We start from the raw sequence: 16,900 nt of genomic DNA on the forward strand, positions 1-16,900 counted from the left end.
CACGGACGGGAGATCCTCCGTGAGTCTGCGTCCATCTTCCGCAACCACGCAGCTGACTGGCGCTGCCGGCGTTATCACGGTTGGTATTGCCGTCACAATTCTGCGTGAACCGGCGCTTCCCGTCCACGTGAAGGCATTATTCATCGCCGCCGCGGCGGCGGTGGTCATGATCATTATCGAGACCGCGCTGTTCAGAACGCATTGCAATCCCTCCACCGGGCTTACGTCCTCACCAAACCGTCCGTTTTCGCTCGAGCGCACGATCCGCAAAGTGACGGGGCTCTACGCCACCTTCTCGGTGATCGCCGCCGGCTATTGGTTCTTTCCGGTTTATCGTCGCCCGGTCTTTGATAATTTCTGGCCCGCCATCGAGCTGGTGATGCCTTGCGTCATTCTTGCGGCGCCGATCTATATCGCCTTCATCGACCGCCGACTGCGCGAGCCCGAAGACACCTATGCGGCCATCGGCAGCTTCATTCTCCATGGCAAAGTGCCATCGGATATGGGGCAGATCGGCCAGCATGCTCTGGGCTGGGCCGTCAAGGCGTTCTTCCTGCCTTTGATGTTCGCCTATATGTGCGGCTCGCTCAACGCCTTCCTGACCGGCTTGCAGCAGGACGAGCTCGGCAGGCTCGCCTTGCATCGCCTGATCGTCACTTTCTTCTTTCTGCTGGACGTAAGCTTCGCGGTGGCGGGTTATAGCCTGACGCTTCGCATTCTCGACACCCACGTCAGGTCGGCCGAACCGACGGCCTTCGGCTGGTTCGTCTGCCTTTTATGCTACGATCCGTTCGTCGTCGTCATGAATGCCTATTTCAGTCGCGATGTCCTCGACAACAACTGGTTCGCATTGCTCGCGGCATGGCCGGCGCTGCAGATTTTCTGGAGCGCGGCGATCCTCATTTGCCTCTTCATTTATGTCTGGTCGACCGTCAGCTTCGGCCTTCGCTTCTCTAATCTCACCCATCGCGGCATCATCACCAGCGGCCCCTACCGCTTTGTGAAGCACCCGGCCTACATCACCAAGAATCTCGCCTGGTGGCTGGTATCGCTTCCCTTCTTCAACGAAGCGGGCTTGGCCGAAGGGCTGCGCAATTCCCTGATGCTCCTCTGCATCAACGGCGTCTATCTGCTGCGCGCCTGGACCGAGGAACGGCATCTGGCACGCGATCCCACCTATCGCGCCTATCAGGATTACATCCACGAGCACGGCCTGTGGGCGCAGGTGATCAGGTCCGCGGCACCGATCGGCGCCGCGCTGGCATCGCCGCTGCGCGCGACGGGCGCGCGATCCGACGACCAGTCGGATCGCTAGCGCGGGATGCGAAAAAGTGGATCCCGGTTTTTCGCGAGAATCCCGCGCCAACATATTAGAATCGATCACGTTTATGAATTTGGATCGTAACGATCCAAATTCATCGTGATCTAGAGCCCATCACTTGCGGCGCGGCATCTCCACGCTCTGATAGACAGAGAACTGATGGCCGTCCGGATCGGCGAACTCGGCCGACCAACCGCCCGGCGCATGGCTTACCGGCGTCACGATGCTGGCACCCTTCTGCGCCAGGCCCTCGATCACGTCGTCGATCAGGCCTTCTTTCAGGTCGAAGACGAGGATCGGCGTGGTGCCTGGCCGGCTGTCGCCTTTGAAGAAGATCAGCTCGATATTGTTCTCGATCGCGATCATGATCCAGTCATTGCCGCTGCCGTCATCGCCCATTTGCTGGATCTCCAGGCCCATCACGTCGCGATAGAAGGCTTCGGTGCGGGCGACATCCTTCACGAAGAAGCAGATATTCCCGATCCGGCAGTTTTTGAGCATTACGAGCTCCCCTTTTGAATTGTGAAAGGCAAATCCCGCCAAAGTTGAAGACTTTGGCGCTAAGGATTTGCTCCAGATTTGGCGCGAATCCTTTTCGGAGACGTGATTCCACGTCGCCGGGATGCACGCTAGTTGCCGCCATCTGGTGTTTTGTGAGCTGTGCGTCCCACTATTTTTACGGCAAAGAGATGCCCGTCGGGATCATAACTTCCGAAGGAGGCGCCACCCAGCTTGACCACCGGCAGCAGCGCCCGCCGAAGCGCGCCGGCGGCGAGCCCCCCGTTCAGCATGGTGAATTCAGCGAGCGGCTCGCCCGCTCGCACGCCGCCGAGCTTGCGCCTGAGGGCACAGAGGCGCTGACGCAAGGTTTCGTCCGCAATACGCAGAAGATGGCAGATCTCCGCCCGGTTGTGGCCGGTGAGAATCAGCAACGCCACGATACGCAGGCTCTTGGGCAGGGCCGCCACCGATATCCACGGTTCCGGCAGCGCAACGGGCTCGGCGTGGTCAGGGACCGCCGCCAGCGTTTCGCGGCGGCGCCGGCGCACCGCGCCGCGGGCCTGCATGGCGGCCTGCTGGCGCAGGACACCGCGAAACCACGCCAAGCCCTCCTGCCAGGGCCGGCGCCCTTGCGCGATCGCCGCGATCAGCGCGTCATGGAGCAGGTCCTCGGCTTCGTCGCGGCGTTGCGCATGAAAAGCGGCAAGCCGCAGCAGCGCCTGATATTGCGGCCGCGATAGCTGCAGGCTCATGCCGGAGCGTGACACACCGCTTCGATATTGTTGCCGTCGGGATCGAGGATGAAGGCACCATAATAATCGGGGTGGTAGATCGGCCGGAGGCCAGGCTTGCCATTATCGCGCCCACCGGCGGCGATCGCCGCCGCATAGAAGGCATCCACCGCCCTGCGATCAGACGCGGCGAAGGCGACATGCTGGCCGCCTTTCGGCTTGGCGCCGGTGCCGATCCAGAAATAAGGTTTTTGGCCTTCACCGAAACCACCATGGGCGTCGCCGCCCGTCTGCTCGGGCGTCACTTCCATCAGGAGGCTGATGCCGAGCGGTCGCAAGGCCTTCTCATAGAAGGCCTTGGACCTGGCATAATCCGCAACAGCGAATCCGACATGGTCGAGCATGATGATCTCCTATTGAGGCAACGGGGCGGAAGGTTTGGCCAGCGATTTGAGCTTGGCCATCGGGAATTCGCATTCGTAAGGACCTTCGGCATAGGAGCCGATCGCATAGGAATTGAAGGTGACGATCGCTTTGTCCTGCCAGAAATTCCAGCTGTCGAGCGACTTCAGCACATCGACCACGGTCTGCTCCTGGTAATTCGGATCATTGGCCGGATCGAAATCCTGGCCGTCATTCTTCTCTTTCTTCTGGACGATGATCTGGGCGACGCAGTCGGCCTTGAGTGCCGCCAGCGCCTTGCCGTCGAACACATCATCGGCTTTCATCGCGACGCCGCGCGCCAGATCGACATTGATCGCCGAGGTGCCGCCATTGCCATGGGCGCCGCCGGTATTCTCCCATCCTTCGATCTTGGCCGAGAGGAATTTGGGCGACGCGTAAGTGATGTCCATCGCCGAGTAGGATGCATAATTCATGCCTTCGGGCGCCGCCTCTGCCTGGCGCTTCAAGGGCGCATCCTTGACGATCTTGTCCACTTCGGCGTTGAACAGCTTTTCCCCGTTTGATTTGGGAGCGGCGAAGCGAATGAGTGTGTAGTCGACATCGAAACGATGCGGATCGGGATCCTGCTGGACGAAGACCGGCACCATGCGAGCGCCGGTGCCCGGGCCGCTTTCAGGCTCGGCCAGGAACAGGCGGCGACGTTCCTCGGTCTGATCTTGGATGCAGCTCGACAGCTCCGCGCCCTCTTGGACGCCGCAACTGTCTTCACGGCTCTTGATCCATTTGCGCTGCGAGGCGGTCAGTCCCTTGCGTTCGGTGGCGCTGAGCGCCTCGCGCAGGCTCGAATAGGCCGCCGACATCGCATCATCCGCCGCCTTGAGCTTCGGATCGGCGCAAATCGCCTTCTCGATCGGGCTTTGCGCCTTGGCGCAGTCGAAAGCCACGGCCGGCTCGACACCGACAACCAGCAACAGGGGAGTGCAGGACAACAGGGTCTTGGAGATTCTCATCAAATTCTACTCGTGTTTCTCTTTTCAAGCGCCCGGCCGGGGATCTATGGGAGTTGTGCGGCCGAGACCGATCACATCTTCCATGAGCTTTGCGGCGGCAAGCAGGCGGCCTTCGCCGCGGCAGGGCGCGGCGATCTGGAGTCCGACCGGCAGATTTTCGGCGGTGAAGCCGGCCGGGATCGAAATGGCGGGCGATGCCACATTGGTAAAGGCATAGACGATGGCGAGCCACTCGACATAGTTGGAGAATTTGTGCCCGTCGCATTCGGCGACATAACGCTGCTCGACCGGGAACGGCGCCACGATGGTGGCGGGGCACAAAATGAGATCATAGCGGCTGAAGAATTCACGCGCCCTGGCGAACATCACGCCGCGCTGCATCTCGGCGCGTGCGATCTCCGCACCGGTAAGCGCCAGGCCCTTTTCGATATTCCAGATGACGTCAGGCTTCAGCTTGTCGCGGTGATTCTCATAAAGCGTCTTGAGGCCGGTGACGAAGGAGAGCGCCCGCAGGACCTGGAAACACTCATGCGCTTCACGGAAATCGGGATGCGCCTCCTCGACGACGACGCCGGCATCCTGAAGTTTGAGCGCCGCCTTTTCGACGATCGCCGCCACTTCCGGATCGACCGGTGTGATGCCGAGATCGCGGCTGAAGGCGACACGCTTCGGCTTGGGGCCTGAGCGCGCCTGTTCGAGATAGGAGATGTCCTCGCGCGGCAACGACAGAGGATCGGCCGGATTGGCGCCGACCATGGCGTCGAAGAGCAGCGCCAAATCTTCCACATTGCGCGCCATCGGCCCGTCGACGCCGAGCGTGCCGTCGATCTTGCCATAGACGCTCATCGCCACCCGTCCGGGTGACGGGCGCATGCCGACGACGCCGCAGAAGCTCGCCGGGTTGCGCAACGAGCCGCCCATGTCCGAGCCATGCGCCACCCAGGCCGTGCCGGTGGCGAGCGCCGCCGCAGCACCGCCCGAAGAACCCGCCACCGAACGCGACAGATTCCATGGATTGAGCGTGCGGCCGAAGACTTCGTTGAAAGTGTTGGCGCCGGCGCCGAATTCCGGCGTGTTCGACATCGCATAGACGATGCCGCCCTGGTCTTCGAGATTCTCGACCAGTATGTCGGATTTCTTCGGGACATGGTTGGCGAAGATGGGCGAGCCTTGCGTCGAGCGCACACCCGCCACATCATTGAGATCCTTGATCGGGACGGGCAGGCCCGCCAGCAGCCCACGGTCAGCCAAAGGCTTCTTCATCAGCTTGGCGGCATGGTCGCGCGCCCGGTCGAAACACAAGGTCGGCAGGGCATTCACCTGGCTATCGACTTCCGCAATGCGGGTCTCCACTGCCGCGAGACAGTCGAGGGCTGAGATCTCGCCGGCTTTCAGCAACCCCACGATCTCATTGGCGGATTTACGAATCAGGTCGGTCATGGTGTCGCCCCTCTGCTTTATCGATTTGAATCCATTTGCCGCCCGGGGGTCAATGGAGGTAGAACGCCGCAGCATTTCTCAGGAGACCATAACATGAACGTCAAGGCATCGGCCAAGGGCCTCAACGAAGCTTGGGTTGAACGGCGCGCCAAAGCAGTTTCGCGCGGCGTCGGCATGGCCGCCCCGATCATCGCGGCACGCGCCGAGGATTCCGAGATGTGGGACATCGAGGGTCGCCGCTATATCGATTTCGGCGGCGGCATCGCCGTGCTCAATACCGGCCATCGCCATCCCTCGGTGATGAAGCGGGTGCAGGAGCAGCTCAACGCCTTCACCCATACCTGCTTCATGGTGGCGCCCTACGCGCCCTTCATCGAGCTGGCCGAGAAGCTCAACGCCATCGCGCCGATCTCGGGCGACAAGAAGAGCCTGTTCGTCACCACCGGCGCCGAAGCCGTCGAGAACGCCATCAAGATCGCCCGCGCCCATACCGGCCGCAGCGACGTCATCTGCTTCCAGGGCAGCTTCCATGGCCGCACCCTCCTCACCATGGCGATGACCGGCAAGGTCGTTCCCTACAAGACGAAGTTCGGCCCGATGCCGGGCGGCGTGTGGCATGTGCCCTTCCCGGTCGCCCATCGTGGCGTCACCGTCGAGGATTCGATCCACGCCATCGAATGGCTGTTCAAGGCCGATGTCGAGCCGTCGCGCGTGGCGGCCATCGTCATCGAGCCGGTGCAGGGCGAGGGCGGTTTCTATGTGGCGCCCAAGGAGCTCATGAAGGCGCTGCGCAAGATCTGCGACGATCACGGCATCGTGCTCATCGCCGATGAGATCCAGTCGGGCTTCGGACGCACCGGCAAGTGGTTCGCCATGGAGCATATGGGCGTCGAGCCGGATCTGATGACGGTCGCCAAGTCGCTCGCCGGCGGTTTCCCGCTGGCCGGCGTCGTCGGCCGCGCCAAGATGATGGACGCGCCGGAGCCGGGCGGCCTCGGCGGCACCTATGCCGGCAATCCGGTATCCTGTGCTGCCGCTCTCGGCGTCTTTGATGCCTTCGAGCAGGACAAGCTCCTCGAAAAGGCGGAAAAGCAGGGCAAGCTCATGGTCGAGCGCCTCAAATCCATCAAGGCCAAGAACCAGGGCATGCCGATGGGCGACATCCGGGCTCTCGGCGCCATGGTCGCTTTCGAGGTCGTGACCGAGCGTGGCGGCAACAAGCCGGATGCGGCGGGCGCCAAGGCGCTGGTCGCCAAGTGCCTCGAGCGCGGCCTGCTCATCCTGAGCTGCGGCGTCTATGGCGACACGATCCGCTTGCTGACCCCGCTCACCGCGTCGGAAGCCATCCTCAACGAAGGCCTCGATATCCTCGAATCCGCCATTTTGGGCAACTAAGACTACCCCTCGAGATTGTGATGAGGCGGCGATCATCCGGTCGCCGCCTCACTCTTTTTTGATGGCGACGGAACCGGCATCCCCGCTCGTCTAAACTGTGAACGACTTCGGGAGACTTTGCATGCATCGCCGCCTGTTCCTGACCGCTCTGGCCTCGAGCCTGGGGGCCGCGGCTTTTCCGGGTCTGGCCGAAGCGGCCAAGCAAAGCCGGCAGCGCCAGCGTTATCAGGGCGCCGAATTCGTCTATTTCGACAGCTATGAGGATCCGGGCACGATCATCATCGATACCGGCAAGCGCGCGCTCTACTATATATTGAGCGACGGCGAGGCGATCCGTTACGGCGTCGCCGTCGGCAAGGACGGTTTCTCCTGGGCCGGCATCGCCAAGATCGGCCGCAAGACCGAATGGCCGCGCTGGACACCGCCGAGCTCGATGATCAAGCGCAAGCCGGAGCTCGCCAAATTCGCCAATGGCATGCCGGGCGGCCCGAACAATCCCCTGGGCGCCCGCGCGCTTTATCTCTTCGCCGATGGCCGCGACACGTTGTTCCGCATTCACGGCACCAACGAGCCGCAGTCGATCGGCACCGCCGCCTCTTCCGGCTGCATCCGCATGCTCAATGAGGAAGTCACCGAGCTCTATGACCGGGTACCCATCGGCACCAAGGTGATCGTGCTCTAGCTGCGGCGCTGCGCCTCAGAGATGCGCGCCGACCGGAGGCCCACATTAGCTTGTGGAGCCCATCATGTCGGGAATGACCTGGAAGCCTCAGCCTGCCCCGGACCTGCCGGACGGACTCGTCCTGTTCGACGGCTTTTGCCATGTCTGTTCGGGCGGTGTGCAGTTTCTCCTGGCGCGGGACCGAAACCAGCAATTCTCCTACGTGCCCTGCCAGTCGCCCTGGGGGTATGAGATCATGGCCCGCTACGGCATCGACCGCGATTTCGCCGAAAGCTTCGCCTTCGTGGACAAGGGACGTATCCTGTTCAAGTCGGACGCCGCCATCGCGATCATGCGCCGGCTGCCTTATTGGGGTTGGGCCGGAATGGGATGGATCATCCCGCGCTTCATCCGCGACCCGCTCTATGATGTCCTGGCGCGCAATCGCTACAAATGGTTCGGTAAGCGGCAAAGCTGCATGGTCCTGCCACCCGGCGCGACGGCCCGTTTCCTCACCGAAGCGCCAACGAAGGAGAACTGATCTAGTCTTTCCGCGCCCAGGCCTGAAAAATACGCGGCATGGAAATGATCGTGTCGGGTCGTGCGGCAAAATCCTTCAGCTCGCGGGTGATCTCCGCGATCTCGTCTGCATCGGCGAGCTTCTCGGCTACAAGACCCTCGGCAATCGCCTCGAAGGTCAAAATCAGGATATCCTTGGCGCCGCCCTGTCGCGCAAAAGGCTGGATCAGGGCGGTTTCTACGCCAGCATATCCGGCCGTTTCCAGAAGCAGCCCCAGGCGTCGGCCGATCAACGGATCGCCACCACGGCGACGCGACAGTTTTATATAGAGCTCGACATACCGGTCCACCGCCGGACATTCGGGGGACGTGAAGTGACCGGGAAAGTCGATATCCTCGATGAGAATCCTGCCGCCGGGCTTGAGCGCCGCCAGCGCCTGGGCCAACATCGCCTGCGGTTCGCGCAGATGCGTGAGGATGAAGCGCGCATAAACGAGATCGACGCCGGTGACCGGCCAAGGCTGGGTGACATTCGTGCTCTCGAAACGCACATGATCGAGGCCCTGCGCCCGGGCTTCGGCGCGCGCCCAGCCGAGCTTCTCCTCATCGAGATCGATGCCGATGATCTGGCCCTTGGCTCCCGCCCGCCGCGCCAGAGCGAATGTCACATCGCCGCCGCCGCAGCCGACATCGACAACCGTGAGGCCGGAAAGGGACCCGGCCCGATCCAGATGCCGCTCTGTCGTCTGCGCCAAAGCGCGCGCCAGCACCGCGAGCCGGGCACGGCCGACCTCGCCGCCCTTGATCGGATAGATCTTCAACGCATCCGTCGTCATGCCGTCTACTCCTTGAAGCGAGATTGAATTCCCGCCCTCCATTTACCGGCACATTTACGTCAGGCTTGCTTCTGGTAGTCCTTCACATCGGCAAAAGCGATCTTCGGCCAGCGCTCCTGCTCATATTGCAGCAGGAAGGCGCTGCCGGCCAGGAACACCGGCGCCTGGTCGAGATCATGCGCCATGCCGGAGCGGTTGGCTTCGATGAAACGGTCGAGTTCCATCTCATCGTCGGACGAAATCCAGCGGCAGACCGAGAAGCGTGGTGTTTCATAGGCGATGGGAAGCCCATATTCGCCTTGCAGTCGCTCGGCGAGCACGTCGAGCTGCAGTGCGCCGACCACGCCCACCATGGCATTCGATCCGTCATAGGGCAGGAACAGCTGCACCACGCCTTCTTCCGCCATCTGCTGCAGGGCTTCGCGCAGTTTCTTCGCCTTCATCGCGTCCTGCAACTTGATGCGCCGCAGGATTTCCGGGGCGAAGCTCGGCACGCCGCGGAAGACGAGCTCCTCGCCTTCGGTCAGCGTATCGCCGATGCGCAAGGTGCCGTGATTGGGAATGCCGACCACGTCGCCGGCATAGGCCTCATCCGCCACAGAGCGGTCCTGGGCGAAGAAGAATTGCGGCGCCGACAGGCTGATCGGCTTGCCGGTGCGCACCAGCTTGGCCTTCATGCCACGCTGCAACTTGCCGGCACAGACACGCAGGAAAGCGATGCGGTCGCGGTGATTGGGATCCATATTGGCCTGGATCTTGAAGACGAAGCCCGCCATTTTGGGCTCGCTCGCCTCAACCATGCGGCTGGCCGCCTGCTGGTTGCGCGGTGACGGCGCATAGGCGCCGAGCCCATTGATGAGATCGCGCACGCCGTAATTGCGCAAGGCCGAGCCCCAGAAGACCGGTGTGAGATGGCCTTCGCGGAAGGAGTCGAGATCGAACGGCTTGGAGCCGTCGCGGGCCAGCTCCACCTCGTCCCGGAAGGCGCTCGCCTCATCGGCGGGAATGAAGCTCGCGATCTGGGGATCATCAGGCCCGGAAAGCTGACGGGGCGTCTCTTCCGAATCGAGGCCGCGCAGCGTGTTGCGGCCGAGATCATAGGTGCCGGCGAAGCTGCGCCCGCGCCCGACCGGCCAGGTCATCGGCGTGACGTCGAGAGCGAGCGTTTTTTCGATCTCGTCCAGAAGCTCGAACGGATCGCGCGTCTCGCGGTCCATCTTGTTGATGAAAGTGACGATCGGGATGTCGCGCAGGCGGCAGACCTCGAACAGCTTGCGGGTGCGCGCCTCGATGCCCTTGGCGGCGTCGATCACCATGATGGCGGAATCGACCGCGGTCAGGGTGCGGTAGGTGTCCTCGGAGAAGTCGGCATGGCCCGGCGTGTCGAGCAGGTTGAAGACATGGCCGCCATATTCGAAGGTCATCACCGAGGTGACGACGGAAATGCCGCGCTGGCGCTCGATAGCCATCCAGTCGGAGCGGGTCGAGATGCGGTTTTTCTTGGCCTTGACCTCGCCGGCGAGCTGAATGGCGCCGCCGAACAGCAGGAATTTCTCGGTCAAGGTGGTCTTGCCGGCGTCCGGATGCGAGATGACCGCGAAAGTGCGGCGCCGCGCCACTTCGGAGGCGGCCGAATTTTGCATGATATTCATTGATTTTGGGCTCTTTTCGGGGGCGTCCCTAGCACCTCAACCCTGCTATGTCACCCCTGGCGCCTTCGACCGGACAAATGTGATCTGATTCAAATGCTTAACACCTAGAGACTAGATATCCGCACCCGGCTTTCCTGCACACACGTTATGCCTTATGGATCATTGCAGTGCAGCATGGACCGGGTTAAAAGGCGACCTAGCTGAGACCAAATACGACCAATGGCTGAAACACACACCGACAAGCGGCCTCTGTCGCCGCATCTGCAGATCTACCGGCCGATGCTGACCATGATGATGTCCATCGTGCATCGCATCACCGGCAGCGCCCTCTATTTCGGCATCGTCTTCTTCGTCTGGTGGCTCATCGCCGGCGCCATTTCGGCCGAATATTTCGCCATGACCCAGGCGGTCTTCGGCCATTGGCTGAGCAAGATCATCCTGTTCGGCTTCACCTGGGCGCTCATCCACCACATGCTGGGGGGCCTGCGCCACCTTCTGTGGGACACCGGCCACGGCTTCAAGCTCACGACCGTCGAATTCATGGCCCGCGCCAATCTCGTTCTGTCGATCGTCCTGACCTTCGCTCTGTGGATCGGCGTCTATCTGGTGCGAGGCACCCTATGAAGACACCTCTCGGCATGGTGCGGGGCCTGGGCTCCGCCAAGACCGGCACCGAACATTGGTGGCTGCAGCGGGTGACCGCGATCGCCAATATCCCGCTGGTTCTATTCCTCGTCGTCTTCATTCTCTGCCATCTCGGCGCCGACCGCACCGCTCTGGTGGCCAGCGTCAAACATCCCCTCATCGCCATCGCGCTCATCGCCTCCTTCCTGTCGATCCTCTGGCACATGCGCCTTGGCATGCAAGTCGTCATCGAGGATTATGTCCATGGCGGCTGGCGCATCGCCTGCCTCCTCGGCAATGCCTTCTTCACCATCGCGCTGGGCGTCGCCGCCCTTTATGCGATCCTGTCCATGAGCTTCGGAGCCTGAGCGCATGGCCGCGCCTGAAATTACCGCAACCGCCCCCAAATCCTTCACCGTCGGCGGGCGGGCCTATCCGATCACCGATCACAGCTTTGACGTCGTCGTTGTCGGCGCCGGCGGCTCGGGCCTTCGCGCCGCGCTCGGCGCCTCGCAATCGGGCCTCAAGACCGCCTGCATCACCAAGGTGTTCCCGACCCGCTCGCATACCGTCGCGGCGCAGGGCGGCATCGCCGCCTCGCTCGGCAATATGGGCCCCGACAACTGGCGCTGGCATATGTACGACACCGTCAAGGGTGCCGACTGGCTGGGCGACCAGGACGCCATCGAATATATGTGCCGCAACGCGCCGGTCGCCGTTTACGAGCTCGAGCATTTCGGCATGCCCTTCTCGCGCACCGAGGAAGGCAAGATCTATCAGCGGCCCTTCGGCGGCCATATGATGAATTTCGGCGATGGCCCGCCGGTGCAGCGCACCTGCGCGGTGGCCGACCGCACCGGCCATGCCATGCTGCACACGCTTTATGGCCAGTCGCTGCGCTATTCGACCGAGTTCTTCGTCGAATATTTCGCCCTTGACCTCATCATGGAGGACGGCGCCTGCCGCGGTGTGATGGCCTTGTCGCTCGAAGACGGTTCGCTGCACCGCTTCCGCGCCCATCGCGTCATCCTCGCCACCGGCGGTTATGGCCGCGCTTATTTCTCCGCCACCTCGGCGCACACCTGCACCGGTGACGGCAATGCCATGGTGCTGCGCGCCGGCCTGCCTTTGCAGGACATGGAATTCGTGCAGTTCCACCCGACCGGCATCTATGGCGTCGGTGTCCTCATCACCGAGGGTGCGCGCGGCGAAGGCGGCTATCTCACCAATTCCGCCGGCGAGCGTTTCATGGAGCGTTATGCGCCGTCGGCCAAGGACCTCGCGTCGCGCGACGTCGTCTCGCGCTCGATGACCATCGAGATCCGCGAGGGCCGCGGCATCGGGCCGGAGAAGGATCATATCCATCTCCATCTCGAGCATCTCGATCCCAAGATTCTCGAAGAGCGCCTGCCGGGCATCAGCGAATCGGCCAAGATCTTCGCCAATGTCGACGTCACCCGCGACCCGATCCCGATCGTGCCGACGGTGCACTACAATATGGGCGGCGTGCCGACCAACTATCATGGCCAGGCGCTGGCCGGCGACCCGAGCGATCCGGAAAAAGTGGTGCCGGGGCTTTATGCGGTCGGCGAAGCGGCCTGCGTCTCCGTGCACGGCGCCAATCGTCTCGGCTCCAACTCGCTCATCGATCTCGTCGTCTTCGGCCGCGCCGCGGCGCTCAAATGCGCCGAGGAGATCGAGCCCAATATGTCGCATGCCGAACTTCCCAAGGATGCGGGCGAGGCTTCGATCGCCAGGCTCGACCACTACCGTTATGCCAAGGGCGGCACGCCGACGGCGCAGTTGCGCAACCGCATGCAGCGCACGATGCAGAACAACTGCGCGGTGTTCCGCACCGGCGAAGTTCTGGCCGAGGGCAAGAAGCTCATCGCCGATGTGTGGCAGGCGACCGCCGATATCCATGTCTCCGACCGTTCGCTGATCTGGAATTCCGATCTGGTCGAGACGCTCGAATATGACAATCTCATCGCGCAGGCCGCGGTGACGGTCGAAGGCGCCCTGGCACGCCAGGAAAGCCGTGGCGCCCATGCGCGGGAAGATTTCGCCGAGCGCGACGACAAGGACTGGATGAAGCACACGCTCGCCTGGGCCGACGACGCCAAGCGCGAAGTGACCCTCGGCTATCGTCCGGTGCATGATTTCACCATGTCCAACGACATCGCCTATATCAAGCCGAAGGCTCGGGTGTACTAGGAGTTATAGATCAAGATGGTTGCCTTCAGCCTTCCGCAGAATTCCAAGGTCGATACGGGCAAGGCCTGGCCTAAGCCCGAGGGTGGTAGTCTCAGGGAATTCCGCATCTATCGCTGGTCGCCGGACGATCACCAGAATCCGCGCATCGACACCTATCATGTCGACATGAAGTCCTGCGGGCCGATGGTGCTCGACGCGCTGATCAAGATCAAGAACGAGCAGGATGCGACGCTGACCTTCCGCCGATCGTGCCGCGAAGGCATTTGCGGCTCCTGCGCCATGAATATCGACGGCACCAACACGCTCGCCTGCCTCAAATCGATCGACGACGTGAAAGGGCCGGTGAAGATCTATCCGCTGCCGCATATGCCGGTGGTGAAGGACCTCGTCCCCGATCTCACCCGCTTTTATGCGCAGCACCGCTCGATCGAACCTTGGCTCAAAACCTCGACGCCGACGCCGCAGGCCGAATGGAAACAGTCGCGTCCCGACCGCGCCAAGCTCGACGGGCTTTATGAATGCATTCTGTGCGCCTGTTGCTCGACCTCGTGCCCGAGTTATTGGTGGAATGGCGACCGTTATCTGGGTCCGGCCGTCCTGCTCCAGGCCTATCGCTGGCTGATCGACAGCCGTGATGAGGGAACCGGCGAACGCCTCGATAATCTCGAGGATCCGTTCCGCCTCTATCGCTGCCACACGATCATGAACTGCGCCAAGGCCTGCCCGAAGCATCTGAACCCGGCCAAGGCCATCGCCGAGATCAAGAAGATGATGGTCGAGCGCAGGTTGTAATCACCGTTATCCCTTATACTTGCTCACCCGGAGCGCCAGCGCCGAGAGCCCCACCGTCAGCACCAGCAGGATCGTCGCGATCGCATTGATCGAGGGATCGAGCGTGGTGCGCATCTTGCCCCAGACGAAGGTCGAGATCGTGTTGCCGCCGCCGATGGTGAAGGAGGCGATGATGAAATCATCGAGCGAGATGGCGGCGCTGACGAGCGCCGCGCCGATGAGCGCGCTCGCGATCTGCGGCAGCGTGACGAGCCGGAAGGCCTGCCAGTGCGAGGCGCCGAGATCGCGCGCCGCATCGACGGTCGCCTGATCGAAGCGGGCGAGCCGCGCCATCACGATCAGGATGACGAAGGGCTGCGCCACCAATATGTGCCCCAGTATGACGACCGGCAAACCGAGCCCGAGGCCCAGCCCGCGCACGAACAGCACGACGATGGCGATGGCGACGACGAGCGGCGGCAGCAACACCGGCAGCGACAGAGCGGCGAGCGCGCTCCTGACCAGCTTGGGCGCCGCCTTGGTCAGCGCCAGCGCGGCGCAGGTGCCCGTGATGGTGGCGAGGATCGCCGTCGCCAGAGCCACGATGAAGCTCGCCCAGAAGGCGGAATGGAAGCCGGTGTCGTGAGCGAGCTTCGCATACCAGTCGAGTGTGAGCCCACCCATTGGAAAGCCGATCAGCGCGTTCGAGCCGAAGGAGAACAGCACGACGAGCAGGATCGGCCCCAGCATGAAGAGCAGGAAGAATGCGATGACGAAACGCCAGATCATGACGCCGCTCCCGGCGACCGCCGCATCAGCCGGCTGCCCATTGCGGCGAGCGCACCGATCACCAGGAGACAGACGAAGAGCAGGCCGAAGGACATGGCCGAACCCGCCGGCCAGTTGAAATTGGTCGAGAACTCAAGAAGCACGAACTGGCCGAGCATGCTGCCCGAGGTGCCGCCGAGCAGCATCGGCGTCACATAATCGCCGGCGGCCAGCAGGAAGCAGAAGGCGAAGGCAGAGAAGAGACCCGAGAGGCATTGCGGCACGATGACCCGCGTCAGCACTTGCGAAGCTGAGGCGCCAAGGTCCCGCGCCGCCTCGATCGTCGTTTCCGAGACATTCCGCAGCGCGGCATAGATCGGCAGGATGGCGAAGGGCAAAAGGAAATGCACCAGCGCGATAATGACGGCGCCGCGGCTGTAGATGAGGAAAGCGAGCGGCTGATCGGTGAGGCCGATGCCCATCAGCGCCTGGTTGAGAAGCCCGTCGGCGCCGAGGATCGATTTCCAGGCATAGATCTTGACCAGATAGCCGCCGAACAAGGTGATGAGTGTGGCGACGAGCAAAAGATCCCCGAACCGCCCGGCCTTGAAACGCGCCGCATAGGCGAAGACGAAGCCGAGCAGCGTGCAAAACAAGCCGACCGCAAGACCGACGGCCAGCGTATAGAGCGTGAGATCGCCATAGACCGTGAAGAAGCGTTGCCAGGCGGCGAAGGAAAAATCGGGCTGCAGCCTGAAGGTCTTCACCGACCAGAAGCTCACCACGAAGAGGAGCAGCACGGGTATGGCGAAGATGCCGATGAGCACGGTGAAAGACGGGGCGAGCAGCAGGATGGCCCGGCGCATCACCCAGGTCCCGCGTCGATGACCTGCTGGTCCTCCCAGCCGACAGTGAGCTTGTCGCCGATACGATAGCGCGCCGCCGCATCGGCTTCGCTGCTGCGCAGGATCAATGTCTCATCGGATGGGAGCCGCAGCGAAACTTTGAGCGAGGCGCCGAAAAACACCGCATCGGTGACGACCGCCGGCACGCCGTCGGATTTGAGCGCCACCCGTTCCGGGCGCACGATCGCGCGCACCGGCCCGTCACGGCCGGCGCTCACGAAATGTGGTCCGGCCTTGAGCGTGACCCGGCCCTGCCGCCGCTCGCCGGCGAGCAGGCTGGTCTCGCCGACGAAATCGGCGACGAACAATGTGGCCGGCGACAGATAGACGTCAGACGGACTGCCGATCTGCTCGACCCGGCCCTGATTCATCACCGCGACGAGATTGGCGAGCGCGAAGGCCTCGCTCTGATCGTGGGTGACGAAAATGAAGGTGCCGCCGATCTCGTGATGGATGCGGCGCAGTTCTTCCTGCATCTGATGACGCAGTTTCAGGTCGAGCGCCGCCAGCGGCTCGTCGAGGAGCAATATCTTGGGCCGCATGATCAGGGCGCGGGCAAGCGCCACACGCTGCTGCTGGCCGCCCGACAGGCGGTCGATCATGCGCTGGCCGAAGGCTTCGAGCCGTACCAGGCGCAAGGCTTCCTCGGTGCGCTGGCTGACCTCGTCCTTGGATTTCTTCTGCAGAGCGAGGCCGAAGCCGACATTCTCGGCGACGGTCAGATGCGGAAACAGCCCGTAGCTCTGGAACACCATATTGGTCGGCCGCTTTTCCGGTCCGAGCCGTGTGACGTCCCGCCCTTCGATGGCGATCGAACCCGATGAGGGCTCGATGAAACCCGCGATCATCCGGAGCAGCGTGGACTTGCCGCAGCCCGATGGGCCCAATATGGCGCAGAAATCACCGGCCTGGACGGCGAGATCGAGCGGCTCGACGGCACGCGCCGCGCCGAAGGATTTGGAAAGGCCGGAGAGTTTGAGAAGGGGTGTGTACTGGGACGTCATCTGGAAAGCAGCTTCACTTCTTACCCTCGCCCCCATCGGGGGAGAGGGAGGGACCCAATGCGCAGCATTGGGAGGGTGAGGGGGAATCGACGGTGAAGTTTCTTCTGCTTCACAAAAACCCCTCCTTCGTTTCCCCCTCACCC

The 16,900-nt window shown here is 62.6% G+C and carries 18 protein-coding genes; 8 read left to right on the forward strand and 10 right to left on the reverse strand.

All coding sequences use genetic code 11. From position 1 onward, the window contains the following. Positions 1–19: 19 nt before the first annotated feature. The gene (locus JHL16_RS22480; protein ID WP_200187040.1) at positions 20–1,315 is read left to right on the forward strand and encodes an isoprenylcysteine carboxylmethyltransferase family protein; all 1,296 of its coding nucleotides are present in this window, start codon (positions 20–22) and stop codon (positions 1,313–1,315) included. Between the two features lie 120 nt (positions 1,316–1,435). Here JHL16_RS22480 and JHL16_RS22485 read toward each other — a convergent pair whose 3' ends face one another. From JHL16_RS22485 to JHL16_RS22505, 5 genes are all read right to left on the reverse strand, one after another. Next, a complete protein-coding gene (locus JHL16_RS22485) occupies positions 1,436–1,822 on the reverse strand; it encodes a VOC family protein (RefSeq protein ID WP_200187041.1) in 387 nt (128 codons plus the stop codon). Between the two features lie 128 nt (positions 1,823–1,950). After that, the gene (locus tag JHL16_RS22490) at positions 1,951–2,574 is read right to left on the reverse strand and encodes an RNA polymerase sigma factor (RefSeq protein WP_200187042.1); all 624 of its coding nucleotides are present in this window, start codon (positions 2,572–2,574) and stop codon (positions 1,951–1,953) included. Then, entirely contained in the window at positions 2,571–2,957 is a 387-nt protein-coding gene (locus JHL16_RS22495) for a VOC family protein (protein ID WP_200187043.1), read from the reverse strand. Before JHL16_RS22495 ends, JHL16_RS22490 begins: the two co-directional genes overlap by 4 nt. 9 nt (positions 2,958–2,966) lie before the next feature. Next, positions 2,967–3,968, reverse strand: coding sequence for a lysozyme inhibitor LprI family protein (locus JHL16_RS22500; RefSeq protein ID WP_200187044.1), 1,002 nt, complete (start codon positions 3,966–3,968; stop codon positions 2,967–2,969). A 24-nt stretch (positions 3,969–3,992) separates the two neighbouring features. Then, on the reverse strand, positions 3,993–5,408 hold the full coding sequence (locus JHL16_RS22505; protein ID WP_200187045.1) for an amidase: 1,416 nt from the start codon (positions 5,406–5,408) through the stop codon (positions 3,993–3,995). Positions 5,409–5,501: 93 nt separating this feature from the next. Between JHL16_RS22505 and gabT the strand changes: the two genes are divergently transcribed. From gabT to JHL16_RS22520, 3 genes are all read left to right on the forward strand, one after another. After that, positions 5,502–6,803, forward strand: a complete 1,302-nt coding sequence (gabT, locus tag JHL16_RS22510; RefSeq protein WP_200187046.1) for a 4-aminobutyrate--2-oxoglutarate transaminase — start codon at positions 5,502–5,504, stop codon at positions 6,801–6,803. Between the two features lie 121 nt (positions 6,804–6,924). Next, complete coding sequence (locus tag JHL16_RS22515) at positions 6,925–7,485, forward strand: L,D-transpeptidase (protein ID WP_200187047.1); 561 nt, start codon at positions 6,925–6,927, stop codon at positions 7,483–7,485. Positions 7,486–7,549: 64 nt separating this feature from the next. Next, on the forward strand, positions 7,550–8,005 hold the full coding sequence (locus tag JHL16_RS22520; RefSeq protein ID WP_200187048.1) for a thiol-disulfide oxidoreductase DCC family protein: 456 nt from the start codon (positions 7,550–7,552) through the stop codon (positions 8,003–8,005). 1 nt (position 8,006) lies between these two features. Here the strand turns inward: JHL16_RS22520 and JHL16_RS22525 are convergent, their stop codons facing one another. Further along, entirely contained in the window at positions 8,007–8,819 is an 813-nt protein-coding gene (locus tag JHL16_RS22525) for a class I SAM-dependent methyltransferase (RefSeq protein ID WP_200187049.1), read from the reverse strand. Positions 8,820–8,878: 59 nt separating this feature from the next. Beyond that, positions 8,879–10,471, reverse strand: a complete 1,593-nt coding sequence (locus JHL16_RS22530) for a peptide chain release factor 3 (protein WP_200187050.1) — start codon at positions 10,469–10,471, stop codon at positions 8,879–8,881. A 219-nt stretch (positions 10,472–10,690) separates the two neighbouring features. Here JHL16_RS22530 and sdhC point away from each other — a divergent pair, with 219 nt between their 5' ends. From sdhC to JHL16_RS22550, 4 genes are read left to right on the forward strand one after another with little or no spacing between them, the layout of a single operon-like run. Then, positions 10,691–11,095, forward strand: a complete 405-nt coding sequence (gene sdhC / locus JHL16_RS22535) for a succinate dehydrogenase, cytochrome b556 subunit (RefSeq protein WP_200187051.1) — start codon at positions 10,691–10,693, stop codon at positions 11,093–11,095. Beyond that, positions 11,092–11,463 (forward strand): succinate dehydrogenase, hydrophobic membrane anchor protein, encoded by a 372-nt coding sequence (gene sdhD, locus JHL16_RS22540; protein WP_200187052.1) that lies wholly within the window; start codon positions 11,092–11,094, stop codon positions 11,461–11,463. The genes sdhC and sdhD overlap by 4 nt, the downstream gene beginning before the upstream one ends. Before the next feature lie 4 nt (positions 11,464–11,467). Next, a complete protein-coding gene (gene sdhA, locus JHL16_RS22545) occupies positions 11,468–13,309 on the forward strand; it encodes a succinate dehydrogenase flavoprotein subunit (protein ID WP_200187053.1) in 1,842 nt (613 codons plus the stop codon). A gap of 15 nt (positions 13,310–13,324) precedes the next feature. Next, positions 13,325–14,101 (forward strand): succinate dehydrogenase iron-sulfur subunit, encoded by a 777-nt coding sequence (locus tag JHL16_RS22550; protein WP_200187054.1) that lies wholly within the window; start codon positions 13,325–13,327, stop codon positions 14,099–14,101. Positions 14,102–14,107: 6 nt separating this feature from the next. Here the strand turns inward: JHL16_RS22550 and JHL16_RS22555 are convergent, their stop codons facing one another. The 3 genes from JHL16_RS22555 to JHL16_RS22565 are packed head-to-tail and all read right to left on the reverse strand — an operon-like array spanning position 14,108 to position 16,757. After that, positions 14,108–14,869, reverse strand: coding sequence for an ABC transporter permease (locus JHL16_RS22555; protein ID WP_200187055.1), 762 nt, complete (start codon positions 14,867–14,869; stop codon positions 14,108–14,110). Continuing rightward, a complete protein-coding gene (locus JHL16_RS22560) occupies positions 14,866–15,714 on the reverse strand; it encodes an ABC transporter permease (protein WP_200187056.1) in 849 nt (282 codons plus the stop codon). The genes JHL16_RS22555 and JHL16_RS22560 overlap by 4 nt, the downstream gene beginning before the upstream one ends. Next, positions 15,714–16,757 (reverse strand): ABC transporter ATP-binding protein, encoded by a 1,044-nt coding sequence (locus JHL16_RS22565; RefSeq protein WP_200187057.1) that lies wholly within the window; start codon positions 16,755–16,757, stop codon positions 15,714–15,716. The genes JHL16_RS22560 and JHL16_RS22565 overlap by 1 nt, the downstream gene beginning before the upstream one ends. Positions 16,758–16,900 lie beyond the last annotated feature (143 nt).

The sequence above is a fragment of the Taklimakanibacter albus genome (genome assembly GCF_016595235.1).
GTDB classification, from domain to species: Bacteria; Pseudomonadota; Alphaproteobacteria; order Rhizobiales; family Aestuariivirgaceae; genus Taklimakanibacter; species Taklimakanibacter albus.

Excerpts from the sequence above, each read along its gene's own strand:
- JHL16_RS22505 (WP_200187045.1), bottom strand. The coding sequence starts at position 5,408 with ATGACCGACCTGATTCGTAAATCCGCCAATGAGATCGTGGGGTTGCTG.
- gabT (WP_200187046.1), top strand. The coding sequence starts at position 5,502 with ATGAACGTCAAGGCATCGGCCAAGGGCCTCAACGAAGCTTGGGTTGAA.
- sdhC (WP_200187051.1), top strand. The coding sequence starts at position 10,691 with ATGGCTGAAACACACACCGACAAGCGGCCTCTGTCGCCGCATCTGCAG.
- JHL16_RS22500 (WP_200187044.1), bottom strand. The coding sequence starts at position 3,968 with ATGAGAATCTCCAAGACCCTGTTGTCCTGCACTCCCCTGTTGCTGGTT.
- JHL16_RS22560 (WP_200187056.1), bottom strand. The coding sequence starts at position 15,714 with ATGCGCCGGGCCATCCTGCTGCTCGCCCCGTCTTTCACCGTGCTCATC.
- JHL16_RS22550 (WP_200187054.1), top strand. The coding sequence starts at position 13,325 with ATGGTTGCCTTCAGCCTTCCGCAGAATTCCAAGGTCGATACGGGCAAG.
- JHL16_RS22490 (WP_200187042.1), bottom strand. The coding sequence starts at position 2,574 with ATGAGCCTGCAGCTATCGCGGCCGCAATATCAGGCGCTGCTGCGGCTT.
- JHL16_RS22555 (WP_200187055.1), bottom strand. The coding sequence starts at position 14,869 with ATGATCTGGCGTTTCGTCATCGCATTCTTCCTGCTCTTCATGCTGGGG.
- sdhA (WP_200187053.1), top strand. The coding sequence starts at position 11,468 with ATGGCCGCGCCTGAAATTACCGCAACCGCCCCCAAATCCTTCACCGTC.
- sdhD (WP_200187052.1), top strand. The coding sequence starts at position 11,092 with ATGAAGACACCTCTCGGCATGGTGCGGGGCCTGGGCTCCGCCAAGACC.
- JHL16_RS22495 (WP_200187043.1), bottom strand. The coding sequence starts at position 2,957 with ATGCTCGACCATGTCGGATTCGCTGTTGCGGATTATGCCAGGTCCAAG.
- JHL16_RS22515 (WP_200187047.1), top strand. The coding sequence starts at position 6,925 with ATGCATCGCCGCCTGTTCCTGACCGCTCTGGCCTCGAGCCTGGGGGCC.
- JHL16_RS22520 (WP_200187048.1), top strand. The coding sequence starts at position 7,550 with ATGTCGGGAATGACCTGGAAGCCTCAGCCTGCCCCGGACCTGCCGGAC.
- JHL16_RS22485 (WP_200187041.1), bottom strand. The coding sequence starts at position 1,822 with ATGCTCAAAAACTGCCGGATCGGGAATATCTGCTTCTTCGTGAAGGAT.
- JHL16_RS22530 (WP_200187050.1), bottom strand. The coding sequence starts at position 10,471 with ATGAATATCATGCAAAATTCGGCCGCCTCCGAAGTGGCGCGGCGCCGC.
- JHL16_RS22525 (WP_200187049.1), bottom strand. The coding sequence starts at position 8,819 with ATGACGACGGATGCGTTGAAGATCTATCCGATCAAGGGCGGCGAGGTC.
- JHL16_RS22565 (WP_200187057.1), bottom strand. The coding sequence starts at position 16,757 with ATGACGTCCCAGTACACACCCCTTCTCAAACTCTCCGGCCTTTCCAAA.